At 47.9% G+C, this 20,471-nt stretch carries 18 protein-coding genes and 1 riboswitch; of the genes, 7 read left to right on the forward strand and 11 right to left on the reverse strand.

The features are described from left to right. The first annotated feature begins 5 nt into the window (after positions 1-5). On the forward strand, positions 6-3,026 hold the full coding sequence (locus tag ACTHPG_RS25825) for a DEAD/DEAH box helicase (protein ID WP_440392346.1): 3,021 nt from the start codon (positions 6-8) through the stop codon (positions 3,024-3,026). Positions 3,027-3,167: 141 nt separating this feature from the next. Here ACTHPG_RS25825 and ACTHPG_RS25830 read toward each other — a convergent pair whose 3' ends face one another. Next, a complete protein-coding gene (locus tag ACTHPG_RS25830; protein ID WP_440392239.1) occupies positions 3,168-3,626 on the reverse strand; it encodes a hypothetical protein in 459 nt (152 codons plus the stop codon). Between the two features lie 309 nt (positions 3,627-3,935). On the opposite strand from ACTHPG_RS25830, the gene ACTHPG_RS25835 reads away from it, so the two are divergent. After that, entirely contained in the window at positions 3,936-4,619 is a 684-nt protein-coding gene (locus ACTHPG_RS25835) for a type 1 glutamine amidotransferase domain-containing protein (protein WP_440392240.1), read from the forward strand. A gap of 67 nt (positions 4,620-4,686) precedes the next feature. Here ACTHPG_RS25835 and ACTHPG_RS25840 read toward each other — a convergent pair whose 3' ends face one another. From ACTHPG_RS25840 to ACTHPG_RS25855, 4 genes are all read right to left on the reverse strand, one after another. Then, positions 4,687-5,646 (reverse strand): 2-keto-3-deoxygluconate permease, encoded by a 960-nt coding sequence (locus ACTHPG_RS25840; protein WP_440392241.1) that lies wholly within the window; start codon positions 5,644-5,646, stop codon positions 4,687-4,689. 6 nt (positions 5,647-5,652) lie between these two features. Beyond that, the gene (locus tag ACTHPG_RS25845) at positions 5,653-7,110 is read right to left on the reverse strand and encodes a glycoside hydrolase family 1 protein (protein WP_440392242.1); all 1,458 of its coding nucleotides are present in this window, start codon (positions 7,108-7,110) and stop codon (positions 5,653-5,655) included. Between the two features lie 95 nt (positions 7,111-7,205). Continuing rightward, positions 7,206-9,137 carry a beta-glucoside-specific PTS transporter subunit IIABC gene (locus tag ACTHPG_RS25850; protein WP_440392243.1) on the reverse strand — a complete coding sequence of 644 codons (1,932 nt, stop codon included), beginning with the start codon at positions 9,135-9,137 and terminating at the stop codon, positions 7,206-7,208. Positions 9,138-9,276: 139 nt separating this feature from the next. Next, positions 9,277-10,113, reverse strand: coding sequence for a PRD domain-containing protein (locus ACTHPG_RS25855; RefSeq protein WP_440392244.1), 837 nt, complete (start codon positions 10,111-10,113; stop codon positions 9,277-9,279). Between the two features lie 339 nt (positions 10,114-10,452). Here ACTHPG_RS25855 and ACTHPG_RS25860 point away from each other — a divergent pair, with 339 nt between their 5' ends. The 5 genes from ACTHPG_RS25860 (at position 10,453) to csaA (ending at position 13,986) form a co-directional block, all read left to right on the forward strand. Continuing rightward, on the forward strand, positions 10,453-10,989 hold the full coding sequence (locus tag ACTHPG_RS25860; RefSeq protein WP_440392245.1) for a sigma-70 family RNA polymerase sigma factor: 537 nt from the start codon (positions 10,453-10,455) through the stop codon (positions 10,987-10,989). Beyond that, positions 10,973-12,097: a DUF4179 domain-containing protein gene (locus ACTHPG_RS25865; protein ID WP_440392246.1), complete on the forward strand. Its 1,125-nt coding sequence runs from the start codon at positions 10,973-10,975 to the stop codon at positions 12,095-12,097. Before ACTHPG_RS25860 ends, ACTHPG_RS25865 begins: the two co-directional genes overlap by 17 nt. Before the next feature lie 33 nt (positions 12,098-12,130). Continuing rightward, the gene (locus tag ACTHPG_RS25870) at positions 12,131-12,712 is read left to right on the forward strand and encodes a VanZ family protein (protein WP_440392247.1); all 582 of its coding nucleotides are present in this window, start codon (positions 12,131-12,133) and stop codon (positions 12,710-12,712) included. Between the two features lie 199 nt (positions 12,713-12,911). Beyond that, complete coding sequence (gene udk / locus ACTHPG_RS25875) at positions 12,912-13,544, forward strand: uridine kinase (RefSeq protein ID WP_017691162.1); 633 nt, start codon at positions 12,912-12,914, stop codon at positions 13,542-13,544. Positions 13,545-13,656: 112 nt separating this feature from the next. Next, positions 13,657-13,986: a chaperone CsaA gene (gene csaA / locus ACTHPG_RS25880; RefSeq protein WP_440392248.1), complete on the forward strand. Its 330-nt coding sequence runs from the start codon at positions 13,657-13,659 to the stop codon at positions 13,984-13,986. 36 nt (positions 13,987-14,022) lie between these two features. Here csaA and ACTHPG_RS25885 read toward each other — a convergent pair whose 3' ends face one another. The 6 genes from ACTHPG_RS25885 to ACTHPG_RS25910 all read right to left on the reverse strand — a co-directional run bounded on the left by ACTHPG_RS25885 (position 14,023) and on the right by ACTHPG_RS25910 (position 20,336). Continuing rightward, entirely contained in the window at positions 14,023-14,880 is an 858-nt protein-coding gene (locus ACTHPG_RS25885; RefSeq protein ID WP_440392249.1) for an ABC transporter ATP-binding protein, read from the reverse strand. Further along, the gene (locus ACTHPG_RS25890) at positions 14,870-15,667 is read right to left on the reverse strand and encodes an ABC transporter ATP-binding protein (RefSeq protein WP_440392250.1); all 798 of its coding nucleotides are present in this window, start codon (positions 15,665-15,667) and stop codon (positions 14,870-14,872) included. Before ACTHPG_RS25890 ends, ACTHPG_RS25885 begins: the two co-directional genes overlap by 11 nt. After that, complete coding sequence (locus ACTHPG_RS25895) at positions 15,667-17,256, reverse strand: ABC transporter substrate-binding protein (protein ID WP_440392251.1); 1,590 nt, start codon at positions 17,254-17,256, stop codon at positions 15,667-15,669. Before ACTHPG_RS25895 ends, ACTHPG_RS25890 begins: the two co-directional genes overlap by 1 nt. 14 nt (positions 17,257-17,270) lie before the next feature. Then, entirely contained in the window at positions 17,271-18,104 is an 834-nt protein-coding gene (nikC, locus tag ACTHPG_RS25900; RefSeq protein ID WP_440392252.1) for a nickel transporter permease, read from the reverse strand. Beyond that, positions 18,105-19,043 carry a nickel ABC transporter permease gene (nikB, locus tag ACTHPG_RS25905; protein WP_440392254.1) on the reverse strand — a complete coding sequence of 313 codons (939 nt, stop codon included), beginning with the start codon at positions 19,041-19,043 and terminating at the stop codon, positions 18,105-18,107. A 167-nt stretch (positions 19,044-19,210) separates the two neighbouring features. Then, positions 19,211-19,403, reverse strand: a riboswitch (cobalamin riboswitch). A gap of 96 nt (positions 19,404-19,499) precedes the next feature. Beyond that, positions 19,500-20,336, reverse strand: coding sequence for an AraC family transcriptional regulator (locus tag ACTHPG_RS25910; RefSeq protein WP_440392256.1), 837 nt, complete (start codon positions 20,334-20,336; stop codon positions 19,500-19,502). Positions 20,337-20,471 lie beyond the last annotated feature (135 nt).

Raw genomic sequence — 20,471 nt, forward strand, 5'->3', positions numbered from 1 at the left:
GCTTAATTCATCCATACACTGAAACGATTGAGGTTCACGTCGCTTTAACCGGATATGGCGATGCTTTGTTTTACGGAGCACTCAACACACACCACTTTGTCTCAGGACAGTCGCTTAAGCAGCGATTGTTCGCTTGGCATGCACCTTCCTTCTACGGCACCGAACTGGAAGTTCGGCAGATCGAAGAGATTGAGCTGGTTGTTCTGCCTGCAGAAGAAGTCATTCCCTTCTTTGCCGAGATGCACACGCTGCTTCATATTGAATGGAAGTGGGATGAGCAAGCGGAACATCTGATTCGACTGGCTCCGGCATTCGCAGCATCTGTCGAGAAACGCAAATACGTACCCAGCTTCGAGGCCTACCGCGCAGGGCAACTTCAGTGGATCTGGGACCCGGACAGCTTGAAAAAGCAGGAGCGGGCATCGCTTACCAAAGCGATTCAACAGACGGACGAGAGCTACGCGGAAGGGCTCGGGGCGGCCTACTCCGCCTTCGTATTCCAGCGCTGGTATAGTTCGGAGGAAGCTGCGACCGATCTGCGGCGTGAATTCCCGCAGTTGTTCCCCGAGCGCGGCACTCTGCCCAAGACAGCTGGGATGGACGCTCAGTCCTGGCTCGTATCCATTGGTTGGAAAGCGGATGCCGCTCCATTCAGACCCATGCTGCAATTGCAGGAGCCCGAGGAGGATGAGCCATCTTGGCGGCTGCGACTGGTGTTGCAGAACAAGCTGGATGCCGCCATCTTGGTGCCTGTCATGCTGGATTCACGCGGCAGACTTGAAGGCGAATGGCCAGAGGTATGGACACCATTCATTCTGGATCGCTCCGCCGGATGGCTGGATCAGCTTCGCGCACATTTGCCGCGCCTTGGAAGCTCCATTAGCGGCAGACGTGATGTGCTGAGCGACCCTTTGGGAGATCAGGAAGCCTGGCATTTCCTGACGCAGGACAGCGGCAGGTTGCTCGCAGCGGGTTGGCAAGTCCTGCTCCCGGGTTGGTGGGAAGCAGCCCGCAAGAAAAAACCGAAACTGCGTGCAAAGGTGAAGCCGGAGGAAGGCAGTGAGCGGGGACAATCGTTCTTCGGACTGGACTCAATTATTCATTTTGACTGGCGAATTGCAATTGGTGACACGGATCTCAGCGAAGATGAATTCGCCGACCTTGTGGCCCGTAATGAACGATTGGTTCGCTTCCGCGGAGAATGGGTGCCTCTTGACCCCGACCTGCTCGAACAGATACGCCGGGCCATGGGCGGTGTAGATAGGGAACAGGGACTCTCATTCCAGGATATTCTGCACCTGCATCTGCTGCACAATGAACAGCGGGAATATCGCAACCAGAAATGGAAGGAAGGACAACAAGCCGAGGAGGAAGAGCAACCGCAGGCTAATGAGAACATTCGACTGGAGGTTGAGCTTAACGAACACCTGAACCGAGTCATTGCACAACTGGGAGGTGGGCAAGGTGGTGCGCCCTCCCTGCCCATCCCTTCAGGGCTCCATGCCGAGCTGCGATCGTATCAGAAGGAAGGTTTTGCATGGCTTGGTTTCCTGCGCAGATTCGGGCTTGGAGCCTGTCTTGCTGATGATATGGGTCTCGGGAAAACCATACAGTTCATTACGTATCTGTTGCACATCAAAGAACATGAACCACGTAAACCGGGACAGGCTCCGGCACTTCTGATCTGTCCAACTTCCGTATTGGGCAACTGGCAAAAGGAGATTAGCCGCTTCGCGCCCTCCATTCATGTCAGCCTGCATTATGGAGCACGCCGATTAAGCGGGGAAGCATTCCGGGAGCAGACAGAGCAAGTGGACATTATCATCACGTCCTTTGCTACGGCTACACTCGATCAGGAGATGTTGCAGACTTATACGTGGTCATGCATCTGTCTTGATGAAGCGCAGAATATCAAGAATGCCCAGACCAAACAGTCCCTTGCTGTTCGAAGTTTCCCGGCGAAACACCGCATTGCCATGACGGGCACACCAATCGAGAATCGGTTGTCCGAGCTGTGGTCAATCTATGATTTTACCAATCCAGGATATCTGGGCAGTGCACGGGCATTTCAGACTCGCTTTATCAGTGCCATCGAGAAAGATAAGGATGAGCAGCGGATGCAAGATCTTCAGCAGCTCGTGAAACCATTCATGCTGCGCCGTAAGAAAAAAGATCCGAATATCCAGCTTGATCTGCCGGACAAAAACGAAATGAAAACTTACATTCACCTTACGGGCGAACAAAGTGCATTATATGACCAGTCCGTGCAGGCCCTGATGGACAAAATGAAAGAGCTGGAAGGTATCAAACGCAAAGGTGCAATCCTGTCAGCCCTAACTCAGCTGAAACAATTGTGTGACCACCCTCTGTTGCTGACAAAAGAAGCTTTGCCGGAGGAGTTGCCAGAGGACGGCACATTAACATCTTCTTATGACGTGTACAGCCCGCAGGATATGGCGATGCTGATCAGCCGTTCCGCGAAGCTGGAACGACTGATGGAGCTTGTTCGTGAATTGCGGGACGAGGGCGAACGATGCCTGATTTTCACCCAATACATCGGTATGGGTCAGATGCTGCAACAGGTGCTGCGTCAGGAGTTGCAGGAACCTGTGCTGTATCTGCACGGGGGCACTTCCAAAACGGCCCGGGATCGCATGATTGAAGAATTCCAATCCCGTACGTTACCTGAAGACAAACAACCGTCCGTCTTCATTCTGTCTATCAAAGCAGGCGGTGTGGGGTTGAATCTCACCGCTGCCAACCATGTCTTCCACTTTGACCGTTGGTGGAACCCGGCTGTTGAGAATCAGGCCACCGACCGGGCTTACCGGATGGGTCAGACCAAGGATGTTCAGGTGCATAAGTTCATCTCTCTCGGTACATTGGAGGAGCGGATCGACGAGATGTTGGAGAGTAAACAGCAGCTCAGCGATAACATCATCACAAGCTCCGAGAACTGGATAACGGAACTGTCGACGGACGAGCTGAAGGATCTGTTCACTCGGCGTCGTGACTGGTCGGGGTAACTCGGCAGAAGATTTACAGTACAGGCCAAACCCGGATTACAGAGAAATAAAATGAATAAGCATTACAAAAAAAAGAGCGAAGTATCGGAATTTCAATTCCGGCTTCGCTCTCTTTGTATTGTTGCAGTTAATCATCCGTTCTTAACGCATGTTACCGATGATGGATGATCTTGAATCCTGCATTTTTTTGATGAAATTCGTCATGACATCAAATGCTTCATTGCGCTTGTTGGACATGGACTGTAGACGAAGCATGTCCATCTGTTGGGAGTTGTTCGCAGCATCAATTTGGCCTTTCAGCTTTTGAATAGCTGCTTCATCCCCGTTTTGCTGGGCGATCTGCAATTGAGAGTTCAATTCCGCGACCTGTTGATTACGGTTCTGAACCTCCTGAATTTGCGTTTGCAGTTGAGCATCCAATAATTTGGTACGTTCGCTTTGCACCATCATCAATGCCGTTTCAATATCCATACCGCTAATGTTGATTGGTGTTACGCCAGAGATGTTGGAGATTGGGCTTGCTGAGGCTGAAGAGACGATGGAGACTGCAGCGACAGCAGCAACTGCTGTTGAAGCGAAAAATTTACCTGAACGTTTCATTTGTGTTCCTCCGAGTCCCTATGTAATATGTACCAGTTTTTTGTTGGTATCTTCCGACATTCTAAATCAAAAGAACTAGTTGTTCAATCAAATTAATTTCAAATTTGAATTAATTTCGATATCCCTTATACATGCCTACTTCCGCTTACAATTTGAGTAAAAAAGTTAGGTATACAATGTTGAAATTGACGTTATGTATGTGATTTTACTTTAGAATTTGGTTATGTTATATTACATAGTATATTTTACACAATATAATTTTGTAAAATTTATTATAGATGGATACTATACTTTATGGGAGGTTTTTATATGAAAAAGATACTGGTTGTTCTAACAAATGTAGATAAATACGCAACGAAGGACGAGCCAACCGGCTTGTGGTTGAGCGAAGCAACTCACTTTATTGAAGAGTTTGAACATAATGATAATGTTCAGATCGATCTGGTTAGCCCTAAAGGTGGCAACGTACCTCTTGATCCGAAAAGTCTCGGCGATTCACTGGATGAGAGCACCAAAGCCTATTTCGAGAACGAAACGTTCATGAATCAATTAAAAAACACGTTGAAACCTGGCGAAGTAAACGCGAGTGAATACGATGCAATCTACTTCACAGGCGGTCACGGTACGATGTGGGATTTCCCGGACAATGCGGAACTACAAGAACTTTCTCGTGAAATCTATGAAAAAGGTGGCGTTGTATCCGGCGTATGCCACGGGGTTACAGCCCTGCTGAACGTGAAACTGTCCAACGGCCTGCTTTTGATCAACGACAAAACGGTTTCCGGCTTCACGAATGAAGAAGAAGCATTGGCTCAACAAACCGAGTATGTTCCGTTCCTGCTGGAAGATGCTTTGAGAGAACGCGCTGCACAATACAATAAATCTGCTGCATTCAGCTCTTATGTCACAACAGATGGCCGCGTGGTCACAGGACAGAATCCGCAATCCAGCAAAGCTGTAGCTGAAAGTGTTAAACAGTTGCTTGGTCTGTAAAATATAGATGTACAAAAGCAAAACAGCACGTGATCCGTCATGACCTGACAGAACACGTGCTGTTTTTTTAATGATTTGCTTGTGTCGTAGCTTCCCTCGCTGTTGTTCCAGCCAAACGCTTCACGATATAAGGCACGGTCACCGACGTCAGGATCACGGCAAACGCAATCTGAGCGATGGCGGTGTCCACATAGGGCGCATATGCCGGATTAAACCCAGCGGCCATCGAAGGTACGACCATGGAGAGTCCAGCGACCGAACATGTCGCAGCCGCTGCATAACCGGGCCGCCTTAATATCGTGCGATCGATTCCAATGAGCGGCAGCATGCAGATTAGCAAAAATATTACCGTGACCAGCAAGCCGGACAGACTGGACTGAAATGCGATACGCAGATCAATATTGGACCCAAAACTTGTACCCAGGAAAGGCAGTAGAATCAGTGTTCCCGGAGCGAACATCTTCTGTATATTGCTGTCCAGATTGCCAAGCAGTATGCCGATGAAGAAAGGCACTAGCGTAGCAAGTACACTGAGGTAATCGATACCGACGCCACTTGCCGAATTCAATATCATGACCGGAATAACAGGCACGGCAATCAGGTTCAGAATGCCAAACGCGGCACGGTCCACATCATCTCCGTACGTATTCATCAAGGCCAGATATAATCCCGGATTACAACTGGTCAGTACGGCAATGAAAGCTACCGCCGAAACTCCCCCGACCCCACTAATGCCAAAAAAGTGTACAAATGCCCAGCCAAACAGGCAGCTGATGAGGATACGTGAAATACAGAGTACTCCTGCTCTCTTCAAGGTCACCAGAAGCTGTGATAGATTGAGCTGTGTACCGGACACGAGCAAAATCATGCCAATCAGAACCATGGTACCTTTCGATGTGAATAGCGCTGTCGTCGGATCTCCGATCTGAAAAAACGATGGAAACACTGTGTTGATGACAGCGGCAAGCAACATGGGAACAATCAGCAAGCCGCCAGGGATTTTTTTGATACGGCCCAGAATATTCATGACCTGTTACAGTTCTGCTCCGTTGGTACGGATCACATTCTGATACCAGAAGAACGAATCCTTCCGATATCTTTTGAGTGTACCATTGCCGTAGTCATCCTGATCCACGTAGATAAATCCGTAACGTTTGCTCATCTCGGAAGTCCCTGAACTGATCATGTCGATGGGTCCCCACATCGTGTATCCCAACACCTCGACCCCATCGGCAATCGCGAGTCCCATCTGTTCAATATGTTTGCTCAGGAAATCAATCCGGTAAGGATCGTTGATCGTTCCGTCCTCATTCAGCTTGTCGTAGAAGCCTGAGCTGTTCTCCAGAATGAAGACCGGTTTTTGATACCGATCATAGACGAGATTCAGCGTATACCGCAGGCCAATGGGATCAATCTGCCAGCCCCACTCGTTTGCAGGCAAATGCGGGTTTTTGTAGACACTGTGTACGTTCCCGGCTGTTAATTCAAGTTGTTCGGTATCACTACTGGAAATCATGGAGTTGTAATACGACATCCCCACGAAGTCAGCCGTATGTGCGCGAATGTTATCCAGATCGCCGTCCTCGATGTTCAACTGGATCTCCTTGTTTTTGAAATACGTTTTACTATAGTAAGGGTACTCGCCTTTATTGAGCACATCCAGATAGAATTGATTTTTCATCTGATCATCCTGTTGCATCTGAAGTGCATCTTCTGGCTTGCATGTGTAAGGATACGTTGTGAAATAAGCGACCATACTTCCGATCTGGTTATTCGGGTCAATCTCATGGGCCATCTTGGTTGCTCTGGACGCAGCTACAAATTGATGATGCAGCCCCTGGAACAGCATTTCCTCATAATTCGGAGCATCATAATCAATGATTCCCAGCGTCTTGGCTGATGCTTTCACGCTCATATTAATTTCGTTGAACGTCACCCAATACTTCACTTTGCCCTTGTAGCGATTGAACAGCACATCACAATAGTTCACATACAGATCGATCAATTTGCGGTTATACCATCCCCCGAATTTGTCCATCAGTACAATCGGTGTATCGAAGTGACTGATGGTGATCAGGGGCTCCATACCCCGTTTCAGACATTCATCAATAACCTGATCATAGAACTCCAGTGCCTTTTCGTTCGGAGCGGCATCATCGCCACCTGGAAATACTCTGGCCCATGAAATGGAATATCGGAATACTTTGAAGCCCATCTCGGCGAATAAAGCGATATCCTCACGGAAGTTATGATAGAAATCGATCCCTCGACGCTTCGGATATTTCACGGTATCCGGGTCATTCCGGGCCTCTTCAATCATCTCCCAATTCACTCTGATCTGCTTGGTCACCTTGCGGTCGTTCTTCTCGTTAAACTTCATCACTTCAGGAATGGTCAGGCTCTTGCCATCCACATTATAAGCTCCCTCTGCCTGACAGGCGGATAGCGCACCGCCCCATAAAAATTCCTTTGGAAAATGGGTATTCGTCATTTTAATTTCCTCCTGTTATTACCTGTTATTAAGTTCTTTATGAAGTCGAAATAGCTTGTCATTCGTAGCTTAATCAATGAAAAGATGAGCAGTTCTTACGGAATTAACTTGATCATTGCTTCGCTCTCCCGAATTGGGCCGTTGGTCGCTGTGGTCAGTACGTCTCCGAACTGTTGCATGTTGGTGACGACAATGGATGTAATGGTGTTATATCCTGCTGACGTAATGCCTTCTGGATCAAATTCCACTAATAAATCGCCAGCCTTGATGGTCTGTCCCTGTTCGATGTGGGCGTTAAAATATTTCCCTTTCAAACTAACGGTATCCACACCGATATGAATCAGAATCTCAACACCGTTCGCGGCTTTTAATCCGATAGCGTGTTTAGTACGGTAAAGGGCCTCAACTACCCCGTCAAATGGAGCATATACCTTGCCCTCTGTTGGAAGAATCGCAATACCTTTACCCATTAACTCTTGAGCAAATGCCTGATCTTCCACTTCAGAGATCGGTCTGATCTCCCCTGTCATCGGACTAACGATAAGCATGTCAGCAGATGTGGATGTCAGTGATGCTACTGAATCTGAAGTTACCTCTGTGGCAACGGATGCTGGATTCTCATTAACTTTATCAGTAGCTTGCTGCTTCGATTTGCTTCCATCTGTATCTTCCTTGATGCCTGCCAACAGTGTGAAGACAAAACCAAGTACAACGGCGGCAATACAACCAATAACAACATACATGTAACGATCAGATGAATACGTACCAATCGCCAATAAACCTGGAAGTGAAATTGCATTCGCTGTTGTGTGCACCAAGCTGTAGAATCCACCGACGAATCCGCCTGCAAGACAACCTGCGAAAAAGGGACGTTTATATTTGAGTGTTACACCATAGATCGCCGGCTCGGTAATTCCGAACAACGCAGTGAATCCACTCGAAGCAGCAGCTGATTTCATCGTTTTACTCTTCGTCAGTACAAACACACCGAAAGCTGCTCCAGCCTGAGCCAAATTCGCCGCTAACGCCGTTGGTAACAACACGGTTGCACCAAGCGTAGCCACTTGTTGAACCTGAATCGGCATGATGGCATAGTGCATGCCGAACATGACCATGATCGGTTTGAAAAATCCAAGAATCGCACCAGCAAGAACACCGGCAGTGGAGAACAATGAGTTAATCCCATTAGTCAACCAGTCACCGATATATGATCCAACTGGACCAAGCACAATGAGTTCTACTGGAATCATAATAAACAAAACAATCATTGGGGTAAGCAGGACCTGCAGAAACCTGGGAATCACTCGATTGACGACCGGATACACATAGCTCATAATCCATACCGCCAAGATGATTGGAATGACGGAAGAGGAATATTTCATTAACAGAATCGGCAAGCCGAGAAAATCAATACTGTTTACACCCGTCTCGGCAATCTGAGCCGCAGCGTTTAAAATGGTTGGATGCATTAATCCCGCAGCCAGAGCTACTGCCAAATAGGGATTGGTTTTGAAACGGTTTGCTGCACTAACAGCCAGGAAGAACGGCATGAAATAGAAAATACAGTCCCCGATCATGTTAATGATCGTTAGGAATCCGGAGCCTTCCAAGTAACCCATTGCAGTTATAACGGTAGCCAAACATTTAATCATCCCGCAACCAACGAGTGCTGGCAGAACAGGCGTGAATATACCTGCAATGGTTTCAAGCACGACATTGACGGGGTTGCGTCTCTTTTTCGGTGCACTGCTCTCAGGGGATTCGTCTAATCCGCCGATCCGGTCTGAAGTTAAATTTTTCACTTCGCTGTAAACTGCATCTACCTTAGCACCGATGACAATCTGAATCTGTCCCCCGGAATTTTGTGCCTTAAGTACGCCTTCAAGCTGATCCAGCGCTTTGAGATCTGCTTTGTTATCATCCTTCAGTACGAATCTCAAACGGGTTGCACAGTGTGTCAGACCCGATATATTTTGCTCGCCACCAACAAGATCAAGTACGTTTTTAGCCAAGTCTTTGTTGTTCATGACCCTTCTCCTCTACATGAATAAATTGGATATATAAAAAATGACCAAGCCGGGGAATCGTCATTCCCTACGCTTGGTCATGCCTGATCGAGTCAGTAACAGTCCAATATGGATTATTCGGTTAGTTCCTTCATTAAGTTTATTCCGTTGGTTCGTTCGAGATTAATCGCTGGATATGCAGAATCAGATACAACTTTTCATCATCGGAACAGGTCCAGCGGTAATTATTTTTCAGGAAATCAGCAATCTTCTCCACACAAGCCAGTTCCTTCGGAAACTTCTCCTTCACCATTAGAAACAGCGATTCATTCTCGTCTTTGAGTGATTTACCGCTCATCTGCCTCAGAATGAAGTACCGGATATGTGTGGCAAAGCGCATGAAATGGATGGAATCCTCCTGAAAGTCAATTTTGAGCGCATACTTGATCACCGACAGGATTTCGCCCGTCACGGTCGTTACCTTTGTCGTATCACTCATCTCTCCAGAGCCCACCTGTGCATTGACAAAATGCAGAGCAATCAGTGTTGTTTCGGCTGTCGGCAAAGCGATATCCGTTTTTTCCTGAATCAGCTTCAGCGCAGCCTCCCCCACCCGAGTCTCGTCCGGATAGAGTGTCCGCACTTCCCATTCCAGTGGGTTTTTGATACGGATGCCTTCTTTGGTTCGGGTTAATGCAAAACTGATATGGTCAGACAGGGTGAGAAGCAGATTCGGGTTAAATGTTTTATTCAGGATCTGACTGCCCAGCTTGATGACTTCCTCCGCGAGATAAATATCCTCAATCGGAATACTGTTCAGCAGGTCATACATCCGAATGTTCTTTGGAGCTACGAATATTTTCTCCACCAAGTCCGTCTCCGTCAGCTCATAGGGCGTTTTCAGAAATCCTACACCCTTGCCCACGACAAAAACCTCTTCATTATGTTCATTGATAGCAATGGCCACGTTGTTGTTTACTTTCTTGATAACCTTCAATGTTCTCACCCCCCAACAAAAATAAAAAAAGACCGAAAGCGATTACAGTAAAGCAATCGAATTCGGTCATGCCTGGTTTCCCCAGTAACAGTCCGTGTTATGAATATAAGTTTATTATAGTGCTGTTTTAGAAAAAGTCAATGATCCAATCTTAGGGAAAAATCAGCCTATCTTATCATTGAAGGGAATGTAGAGACCCGATACGTCAGATATAACAACGTCCTTTTTTTAAAACTGCAAAAAGAAAATGTGACCATATGTCCTGCCCGCCAGTCTAATTCATATAAAAACCAGCCAAATGCTGGCTTAATCCCTCCAATACGAAAGGAGCTGTTATCCATGGGTTCAACCGATCTCGTTAACCAGGCCATCCGAGGAGATCGTGAAGCCTTTATCCGGCTTATTCGAGACATTGAAAACTCTTTGTACAATACGGCAAAATCCATGCTGCGAAAAGAGGAGGACGTGGCCGATGCCATTCAGGAGACAATCCTGAACGCATACAAATCGGTGCATACACTCCGGGAACCCCGGTATTTCAAAACCTGGCTGTTTCGCATTCTCATCAATGAATGTAACACGATGCTGTCCCGCCGCTCTCTCTCCACCGCTTATGCGGAGGTACCTTCAGAAAAGCGGGAGCATTCTAGTCCCTATGATGAGGTCGATATGCGAGAAGCGGTAGACCGTCTGGAGGAATCGAAACGAATTGTAGTCGTTTTGCATTATTTTGAAGACCTGTCTCTGCGTCAAGTCGCCGATGCGCTGAATATTTCCGAAAGTGCAGTGAAAATGAGACTTACTCGGGCAAGGCAGGAGTTATATCAGAAATTCAAAAATGTTCGGGAGGTAAACTTACATGTCAAACCCGTTTAATATCGATCAGGAATTAAAGAACCAAGCGAAGGAGCGTCCTCTGATGTCTGAACTTGTGCGTAACCGGATTGATGCCACACTGGATTCTCTGCCGGCGTCCCCAAACACATTGAAAACCGAACAAACTTTGCGCTCCAGTCGCCGGAACAAGCGATGGCACAAGGCTGCAGCTGCGACGATCGCAGCCGGAGTATTGGGCGTGACCGTATTTGCATCCGGCTTTGTATCACCGGCCATGGCCGCCTCCTTGCGCAACATCCCACTTGTAGGAAGCCTCTTCAGCTCGATAGAAGCCGATATGGGTCTGCGAACGGCGGGCAACGACGGCTTGACAACCCCTGTTAACAGCAAGGTCGCTTACCAGGATGTGAAGCTGGAAGTCCTTGAAACAGTTTATGATGGTACCCGTGCTGCGTTTCTGGTTCACTTCACTGCGCCTAATCTGAATCAAGGCGAATATGACAATGGCAAGGACATCGTGAAACTGAGCAGCGGAATTGAGAATGTCTTTTTCAAAGTCGACGGGTCCCTGCTGAATAGCGGACTGTTCTATAGTTCGGTAGGAGAAACGCAGCCAAATACACTGCTCTTTGAGCAGGTCATTTCTTCCGATCAGGGAACGGCACAATTGCCGGATCAGTTCGAGGCCAAGGTTCAATTGACGTTGCAGGGCATCGATCATGAGTTCGAGTTGACGGTTCCTTTTGCCAAATCAACAGAAAACGTTCATCAGGTTCTGCCTAGCACAGACATGACCAACGATCTGTATACGGCCGCTGTTACGGAAGCGGAGGTTACCCCTGTCACCACCCGCTTAACTACCGTGATTGGATTGAACGATAAGGGTACACTTACAGCAAAAGAGGAAGAACAGCTGCGTCACATCGGATTCGCCGTCTATGATGATCAGGGGCGGCAGCTAACCGCTCTCAGCGGCGATGGCATCTATGAGGGAAACCAATTAACATCTGAACGCATGTATGCTACGACTTCCAAAGATGTGAAATACCTGATAGTGAAACCTTTCAAGATCAAGGATGATTTTACGGAAGAGGTTAAAGACACTCAATTCATCAAGGGAATGGAAATGCAGATTCAGCTTCAATAGCCTGATCTCATTTCCTTGTGAAGGAGCCATCCCATGTCCATCCAATATTCAATCTCATCTCCCATCGTACTTGGCCCATTATTCGTTCTGGTCCTGCTCGCCCTGATGCTTCATGCCAGGGTGAGCAAAACCAGGTATACGGTCAGACATTATGTGTCGATGCTCGCATTTGCCATATATATGTTGGGCGTTATGCACTTTATATTTTTTCCTATAGACGTGAACATCGGAATCTATGCCAATCAAACTCCATGGTATCAAAGCATTCAATGGATTCCGCTTCTGACTGCAGATGCACCAAGCTTTCTCCTCAACATTGTGCTGTTTATGCCACTGGGGTTCATGCTTCCTTTCATCAAGCCTTGGATTCATTCAATACGAACAGCAGCATTGGCAGGATTGAGCGTAAGTTTCCTCATCGAAATAACACAGTTGCTGCTCCGAGTAACCTTAGGCAACGGTCGCAGCACTGATCTGAACGATCTGATAGCCAATACAACAGGATGTGTCCTTGGTTATGTCATCCTGAATATGTTCACAAAAAGCTCCATCGGACAACGCCTGCTGTCCCTATGGCAGTCACCACGGGGAGTGTCATCCAAAGATATGCAGTAAAATGAATATGAACAAGCATAAAGCCCCTGAAGGCAAAACATGGTCCATACACCAAGATGAAAAAAGCCGTCTGCTATGGTACAATGAAGGAATTGTGTATTCAGAGACAGACTTGTGGGTAAAGGTGCTGAATCGATTCTGAATCAGTGCTCTTTGCCCATGATTATGCTGCCATTCTAGGGAGGCTTATGGAACAACCATGCTCATTATTGGTATCGCCGGAGGAACCGGCTCCGGTAAAACGACGGTAGCTCGCTCCGTCATAGACCGTCTGGGATCAGGTAAAGTCACGTTTATATCCCAAGACAATTATTACAAAGACCAGTCGCAGCTCACACCTGAGCAACGCCGACTCACGAATTATGATCACCCGTTTGCATTCGATAATGATCTGTTGATTGAGCATCTCACCTTGTTGAAAAAAGGCCAAGCGGCGTATGCTCCTGTATATGACTTCACCATAGATAACCGTGCTGCCAATGAGACGGTTGAACTGGCACCGAACCATATTGTCATTGTAGAAGGATTGCATGTGTTGATTGACGAACATCTTCGCAGTCTAATGGATATCAAAGTATTCGTGGATACCGACTCCGATGTGCGAATTCTGCGGAGAGTGCTGCGGGACATTGAGGAACGCGGACGCACAATCCAATCCGTGTACAAACAATATCTCGAAACGGTAAAACCGATGCATGATGCTTTTATCGAGCCATCCAAAAAGTATGCTGATATCATTATTCCAGAAGGCGGACATAATGAAGTAGGTATACAGATGTTATCCATCCTCACCGAGAAATATCTCACCGGGGAAAATTGGAACGGCGCATAATTTACTGAAAAGCAACACAACAAAGAATCCAGGTTACGATACAGCGTAATCTGGATTCTTTGTTGATTGTTCATGTATAATAATCCCCATAATTGAAAGGAGATCTCCCTCTATGGCTACTTTTGAAGAGTTCATGCAGCATGACCTTCGGGTTGGTACAGTGGTGGAAGCCGAACCCTTCTCCAAGGCTCGCATACCCGCTATTAAAATGACGATTGACTTCGGGCCGCTTGGCCTCAAACGATCCAGCGCTCAGATCACCCACAGATACACGCCTGACATGATCATTGGCAAACAGGTCATTGCTGTAGTTAATTTTCCACCTAGGCGAATTGCCGGTTTTGTCTCCGAAGTACTCGTGCTGGGCGGCGTGCCTGGTGAAGGAGATGTGGTCTTGCTTACACCGGATAACCCATTGCCTAATGGAACACCGATAGCCTAACTTTATTTGGAGTGTAACGAAACCACAGCATCAGTATTATCCTGAAAGGATCTTCTGAAGAAACTGCACCTGTTCTTGTTCCTCGTTTTTCTTCTGCATTTTATACTTCATTTCTCTCACGGACAAGACTGAAGTCATCAGGCTCCGGGTATAGGGATGATTCGCTGAGTTGGCCAGCTGCGAACTCTCCACGACTTCGACCACCTCACCCTGGTACATGACGGCAATTCGGTCGCTCACCTGCTGGACCACTGCAAGATCATGCGATATGAAAATAGATGAGATACCTGTTTCTTTTCTCAACTCCACCAACAGATCCAGGATCTGCTGTTGAATGGAAACATCCAGAGCAGAAGTGGCCTCATCGAACAGAATGATGTCTGGCTCTACTCCAATCGCGCGAGCAATGACTGCTCTTTGCTGTTCTCCTCCGCTCAGTTCATGCGGATATTTATCTGCCGTAGCGGCAGACAATCCTACTCGTTCCAACAACCTGAGCACTTCCTGCTCCGTTTGTTGGCTCTTCATTATTTTATAATTGATGAGTGGCTCCCGAATAAATGCTCCAATCTTCACTCGCGGATTAAAGATAGCCGAAGGCTCCTGAAAGACCATCTGAATCTGCTTTCGTTGCTGGCGTAACGCATTTCCGTTCAATCGGGTAATATCCTGCTGACGATATTGAATCTGCCCTGAAGTCACTCGCTCCAAATGGGTTACACATCTGGCCAGTGTGCTCTTCCCGCTACCACTCTCCCCGACAATCCCCAGACACTCCCCGGGATACAGTTCCAAATGAACCGCTCTCAGTGCATCAACTGCCCTATGTCCCTTTAACTCATAGGTTTTGCACAGATTTTTCAGTTCCAGAATCGGTAACCGCTCATACGCCATGAACATTCCCCTCCAATTCAGGTACAGCACTCAGCAGCTTGCGAGTGTATTCATGCTGAGGATCGGATATTACGCGGAAAGTATCTCCCATCTCGACCAATATACCATCCTGCATCACACCAATTCGGTCTGCCATATGAGCCGCAACAGCAATATTGTGCGTTACCATAATCATGCCTGTCCCCTGACGGGAACGAAGCTCGCTCAATCGGTTCATCACTTCATTCTGTGTCGTCACATCCAGCGAACTCGTCGGCTCATCTGCCAGCAGAAGCTCTGGTTCCATCGTAACCGCCATAGCAATCGCTGTTCGCTGTTTCATTCCCCCACTGAGCTGCGAAGGGTAGGAACGCATAATTCGTTCGGGATCCTGCAATCCCATGTCCGAGAGCATATTCACAGCCATGACTTGAGCAGCCTTTCTGGACACGCTGAAATGAGTTCGAATCGCTTCAATATACTGACTGCCGATACTGCGAATCGGATTAAGATAGGTACCGCTGTCCTGAAACACCATGGCAATTCGCTTCCCACGCACGTCAGCCCAATCCAAACGCGAATCACGTAACAGCACTTTATCCTGAAAAGAGATCTCTCCCCCAACGTATCGCCCACCTCCTGGAAGCAGGCCAAGCAACGCCCGAAGCAGGGTTGATTTCCCGCTGCCACTTTCACCTACAATCCCGATAATCTCCCCCTTATTCATGGAGAAGGATAAGTTTCGTAGACCCAGAGAATCTCCTTTGTAAGTTACGGACAGATGATGGACACGCAGCAAGGGATTCATTACTCCACCTTGATATGGCGATCCAGCAGATAGAAGTCGATAGGATACATCGTTGCACCCTGCACGTTACTTTTACTCACAATATTAATGGGGGTATAGGTCAAAAACATATATGCTGCATCATCCAAAATCATCTGTTGGGCCTCTGCCGCGAGAGCATACCTTTTCTCCACATCAAACTCGGAGTGAAGACGATTGATGACCTCATCCAACTTCGGATTGCTATATCCGCCCACATTCCATTCCGCGCCCGTCATGAAGTAGAAATCCAGAATATACTGCGGGTCACCCGTGATGCCTGTATTAATACTTGTTAAAGCGAGATCGTAATTTCCGCTCTTCTGATGATCGGTCAGATCCTCGTAAGAGGTCATCTCCACTTGAACGCCGATTTCTTTCAGTTGGGACTGCATTGCAGCAGCCACAATTGAATCAGACTCATAAGCGGAGTTGAGTATCAGTTGTAGCGATAGCTTCTTGCCATCTTTTTCACGAATGCCATCTCCATCTGTATCCTTGAAACCAGCCCCATCCAGTAACTGTTCGGCTTTCTCCGGTTCGTAGTCATATCCCTTGATGTTGTCATAACCGAAAGGCAGCGCTGAGGTAAATGGACCTTTGGCCGCCTGACCTCCCACCAGCGTATTCGCATACATCTCGCGGTCAATACCATAAGAGATTGCCCGGCGAACCTCCGGGTTACTCAGCAGTGGGTTGGTCGTGTTAAACCACACGAACTGGGTACGCAGGCTGGGAATTTCATCAATGTTGTATTGACTCTTGTCCTGGAATAACGCCAAACTGCTGCGACCCACGTTACTGGCTACATCAATCTCTCCAGACTGAAGGGCAAGGGCACGTGTGCTATCGTCCTTGATATATTTCAACGTCAATGTGTCCACATCTGCCGCGCCGCCCCAATACCCGTCATACTTCTTCACCTGGATCTCCTGATCTGGCGTATACCCTGTCACCATAAATGGCCCGGTAGCAATGGGCTCGCTCTTGAATTTTGATGTATCTGCGCTCGTATCCACAATGATAAACAGTGGCTCGGCGATATTGCCAAGCAGCGACGCATAAGGCTCTGTCGTTTTAATCGTCAGATCTTGTCCTTCAGCAGTCATCGAGGCCACGGGTACAGTCGCTTGTCCTCTCTCGTTTAACTCAATGGAGCGTTCAATCGATTTTTTCACCGCGTCTGCAGTTACTCTGTTTCCGTTATGGAAAGTTACACCCTCCCGAATATGAAAATGCCAAGTCGTGTCATCAACACGTTCCCACGTGTCTGCAATTTTAGGGACCAGCTTCATATTCTCGTCAAACTGAATCAGTGTCTCACCAATCGCTGCACGCGTAAGTGTCCAGCCGTTCCATTCTTCTGCCGGGTCCAGGTTGCTGCCAAGCCAGAACAAGGCCACATTCAGATGTGTTGGTGCACTTGTCGTATCCTTGTCCGTAGCTGCTGGCTTCTCCATTGCACCCGACGCGGTCGAAGGATTATCGGCGTTGCCACAAGCTGCAAGCAAGAACACAACGAACATGGATACGATGGTGAGCAACATTGATTTTTGAAAATTCCTCTTCATTCCGGTTCCTCCAGTTAAGCAGTATTTTTCTTGGGATCAAGCACATCTCGCAGACTGTCTCCCAGTAAATTAAAAATAATTACGGTGCTGAATATCGCCAGACCCGGGTAAATTAACAACCAAGGTGCAGTCTGGAGATATCTTCTTCCTTCATTTAACATGGCCCCCCACTCGGGGTTCGGTGGCTGCGCGCCGAGCCCGAGAAAGGACAAACCCGAGATGGACAGCATCATACCGCCCACATCCATCATCGCCATGACGATGAGTGGAGGCATCATGTTGGGCAGGATCGTCCTGCCAATGATCTGTATCTTACGTGCTCCGCTGAAAGCAGCGGCAGCAACATATTCCTTTTGCTGAAGTGAAATCACTAGGCTTCTCGCCACCCGTGCATACTTCGCCCACCAGACGACCGACAGTGCCAGCACCGTATTGAACAATCCCGGCCCAAGCATCCCCACCACAGCGATCGCAAAAATCAGGCCCGGGAATGCCATTAAGGTATCCGACAGGCGCATGAGCACCATATCCGTTACACCCCGAGCAAAACCGGCGATGACCCCAATCGCCACACCCAGTACGAACACAATGCCAATCATCATAAAGGTGAGCAGCAGCGATGTTCGTGCACCGTACAGAAGACGAGATAATACACATCGGCCCAACTGATCGGTTCCAAGGGGATATTCCATGTTGGATGGCTGCAATACTTTGGCAAAGTTTGTTGCAAGTGGATCGTGTGGTGCAAGCAGCGGTGCAACCATGGCAAGAATAATCCAGAAGGCGGTCAAAGACAGCAGGAATGCGAACCAGCGATTTTGCACTAATACAAGTCTGAAGGCTCTCATCTATACGTCCACATCCAGTCGGATACGGGGATCACGAAGATGAGTCCATACATCAACCAGCAGGTTCAGGGTGACATATATGATCGCCATCCAGATGACATACCCCTGAATCAGCGGATAATCCCTTGTGAAAATCGCATCTACAGCCATCTGTCCAACACCCGGCCATACAAACAAACTCTCTACTATCGCTGCACCGCCCAGCAATGCACCTGTCGTCATACCCATAAGCGTAACGATCGGCAGCAGGGCATTGGGGAGAATATGACGCAAAATAATGATCGACTCCTTCACACCTCTGGATCTTGCTCCGATCACATAGTTCTGGCTTGTCTCCTCAAGCAGGACCGCACGAATCTGTCTGCTGTACTGGGCAACAAGTGGAATCGCGAGTGTACATGCAGGCAAAATCAGGCTGTACCATCCGGAGTTGCCCATTACTGGCAGCAGCTTCAGCTGTACACCGAAGACCAACATGAGTAACATACCTAACCAGAAGCTGGGCATGGATAATCCGGCAAAAGAGAACAGACGAATGACGTGATCAAGCCATTTGTTACGATAGACAGCCGACAGCATCCCCAATGGAAAGGAGACCAGTATAACCAGAAACATGGCGCTTCCTGTTAGCCAAAGCGTTGCCGGGAGCCGTGCCATCAGCACGTCCAGTACTGGACGATTGTATTTATATGATGTACCGAAGTCTCCAGTTACCACCTGCCCCAGCCATGTCCCATATCGGTAAAGAAAGGGCTCATCCAATCCAAGCTCCGACCTCACCTGCCTGACCAGCTCATCAGATGGCGTTACCCCCGTAGACATAAGCATAAGCCTGGCGGGATCTCCCGGAGACAGGTAGGTTAGCAGGAACGTCAGGAACGTGATGCCGAACAATACGACTACCAGTTGTATTAATCGTTTAACGATATATCTGCTCAAGTGCTCTAACGTCCTTCCCCAAAACTCTATGTATGTGTCATGATGTTCTTCGTCCATAACAAAAAAAGCGTCCCTCTCCGTGTTACTGGATGAGGACGCCTTAAATAAACAGATTTTCAGAAAAAATCATGCTCTCTAAACACCTTCCTATCTCCCGTAGGGTACTACTGTGTTTGTTAAACCTGGCAGGTCTCCTGGCTCCAGAATCATCGTCACTTGCAGCTCCTTCCCGGTCTAAACCAGTGGATTAACGCTACCTGACTCCTCTGTTACAGTGGCGGGACCGCACCGGTATCACACCGGACTTCCCTATTAAGCTTTCACCCTGTCGGGCGAAGCACCAAGTTCCACATATTCAATTGAACTTACTGCATTTCATCTCACTTCTGTATCAGTATAGCGGGACGACAGATAATGATCAAAACTTTTCTTTTCAAATTGCAGTCATCAATACATCTAATCTCGCATTCGCGACCCCTTTGGTGACACACCCGTTACCCGTTTGAACATCTTGGAAAATAATAGCGGGTCCGTATAACCTACGGAATGGGCTACTTCGCTCACGGAAAGTGTGGGATTACGAAGCAGCTCTGCAGCCCGGTTCATGCGATATTCCAGAAAAAAGGATTGCAACGACTTGCCATATCGCTCCTTGAACAGTCCAGACAGATACGTTCGATCCAGCCCAACAGCACGGGCAATATCAAGGATGGACGTTCGCTGGCTGTACCGATTTTCCATGAACTGAACCGCTTGCCGAATGTATGCCTCTTTGCCAGACAGGAGCTGGCTCTCTTCTTCCAGTTCAGACGAAGATGAGATTAATTCAGCGATTAAACGGTACAGCAGGCTTTGATAGAGTACATCGCCTCCCGGACGCAAGCGCGTTGCAGCCTGTACCATATCATCATATAAGTGGGCCATCCTTTCTGGATCATGGGCATGAAATACCGGGTGTTCTGCGCTTAGTTGTGCGCGCTGCAGAAAAGCCTTTGCCTGAACACCTTTGAAACCAAACCATGAATAGGTCCAGGGGTCCTGCGAATCAGCTTCATAATGAATAACCGTGTCCGGTAAAATCAAGAACCCTTGCCCTTGAGTCAGGTGATATTCCCGACCTTCCATGTACACGGTGCCCCGGCCTTTATGAATGTAATGCACAATGTAGGAATCCCGGACACCAGGCCCCCAATAATGCGCGGGATCACACGCCTCCCAGCCAAAGAACAACAGGACCAGCTCCATCTGTGTCCATCCAACAGGAACAACGTTCATCTCCACTTTTCGGCTCATGTTCTGCCTCCTTCCGTACCATCCACCGTTTGCTCTCTCATGTGTATATCATAAATTATAACAGCTGAAGTACAGAATTTTGAATAGAAAGCGGAAACAAAAATGGGATTATGCCATGTTTGAGAGGGGTTGAGC

Origin of the sequence: Paenibacillus sp. SAF-068 (genome assembly GCF_051967555.1) — a bacterium.
Taxonomy (GTDB): domain Bacteria; phylum Bacillota; class Bacilli; order Paenibacillales; family Paenibacillaceae; genus Paenibacillus.

What these genes read in the sequence shown, in the direction of transcription:
- ACTHPG_RS25830 (WP_440392239.1), bottom strand. Translation starts at nt 3,626, where the DNA reads ATGAAACGTTCAGGTAAATTTTTCGCTTCAACAGCAGTTGCTGCTGTC.
- ACTHPG_RS25835 (WP_440392240.1), top strand. Translation starts at nt 3,936, where the DNA reads ATGAAAAAGATACTGGTTGTTCTAACAAATGTAGATAAATACGCAACG.
- ACTHPG_RS25840 (WP_440392241.1), bottom strand. Translation starts at nt 5,646, where the DNA reads ATGAATATTCTGGGCCGTATCAAAAAAATCCCTGGCGGCTTGCTGATT.
- ACTHPG_RS25845 (WP_440392242.1), bottom strand. Translation starts at nt 7,110, where the DNA reads ATGACGAATACCCATTTTCCAAAGGAATTTTTATGGGGCGGTGCGCTA.
- ACTHPG_RS25850 (WP_440392243.1), bottom strand. Translation starts at nt 9,137, where the DNA reads ATGAACAACAAAGACTTGGCTAAAAACGTACTTGATCTTGTTGGTGGC.
- ACTHPG_RS25860 (WP_440392245.1), top strand. Translation starts at nt 10,453, where the DNA reads ATGGGTTCAACCGATCTCGTTAACCAGGCCATCCGAGGAGATCGTGAA.
- ACTHPG_RS25865 (WP_440392246.1), top strand. Translation starts at nt 10,973, where the DNA reads ATGTCAAACCCGTTTAATATCGATCAGGAATTAAAGAACCAAGCGAAG.
- ACTHPG_RS25870 (WP_440392247.1), top strand. Translation starts at nt 12,131, where the DNA reads ATGTCCATCCAATATTCAATCTCATCTCCCATCGTACTTGGCCCATTA.
- udk (WP_017691162.1), top strand. Translation starts at nt 12,912, where the DNA reads ATGCTCATTATTGGTATCGCCGGAGGAACCGGCTCCGGTAAAACGACG.
- csaA (WP_440392248.1), top strand. Translation starts at nt 13,657, where the DNA reads ATGGCTACTTTTGAAGAGTTCATGCAGCATGACCTTCGGGTTGGTACA.
- ACTHPG_RS25885 (WP_440392249.1), bottom strand. Translation starts at nt 14,880, where the DNA reads ATGGCGTATGAGCGGTTACCGATTCTGGAACTGAAAAATCTGTGCAAA.
- ACTHPG_RS25890 (WP_440392250.1), bottom strand. Translation starts at nt 15,667, where the DNA reads ATGAATCCCTTGCTGCGTGTCCATCATCTGTCCGTAACTTACAAAGGA.
- ACTHPG_RS25895 (WP_440392251.1), bottom strand. Translation starts at nt 17,256, where the DNA reads ATGAAGAGGAATTTTCAAAAATCAATGTTGCTCACCATCGTATCCATG.
- nikC (WP_440392252.1), bottom strand. Translation starts at nt 18,104, where the DNA reads ATGAGAGCCTTCAGACTTGTATTAGTGCAAAATCGCTGGTTCGCATTC.
- ACTHPG_RS25910 (WP_440392256.1), bottom strand. Translation starts at nt 20,336, where the DNA reads ATGAGCCGAAAAGTGGAGATGAACGTTGTTCCTGTTGGATGGACACAG.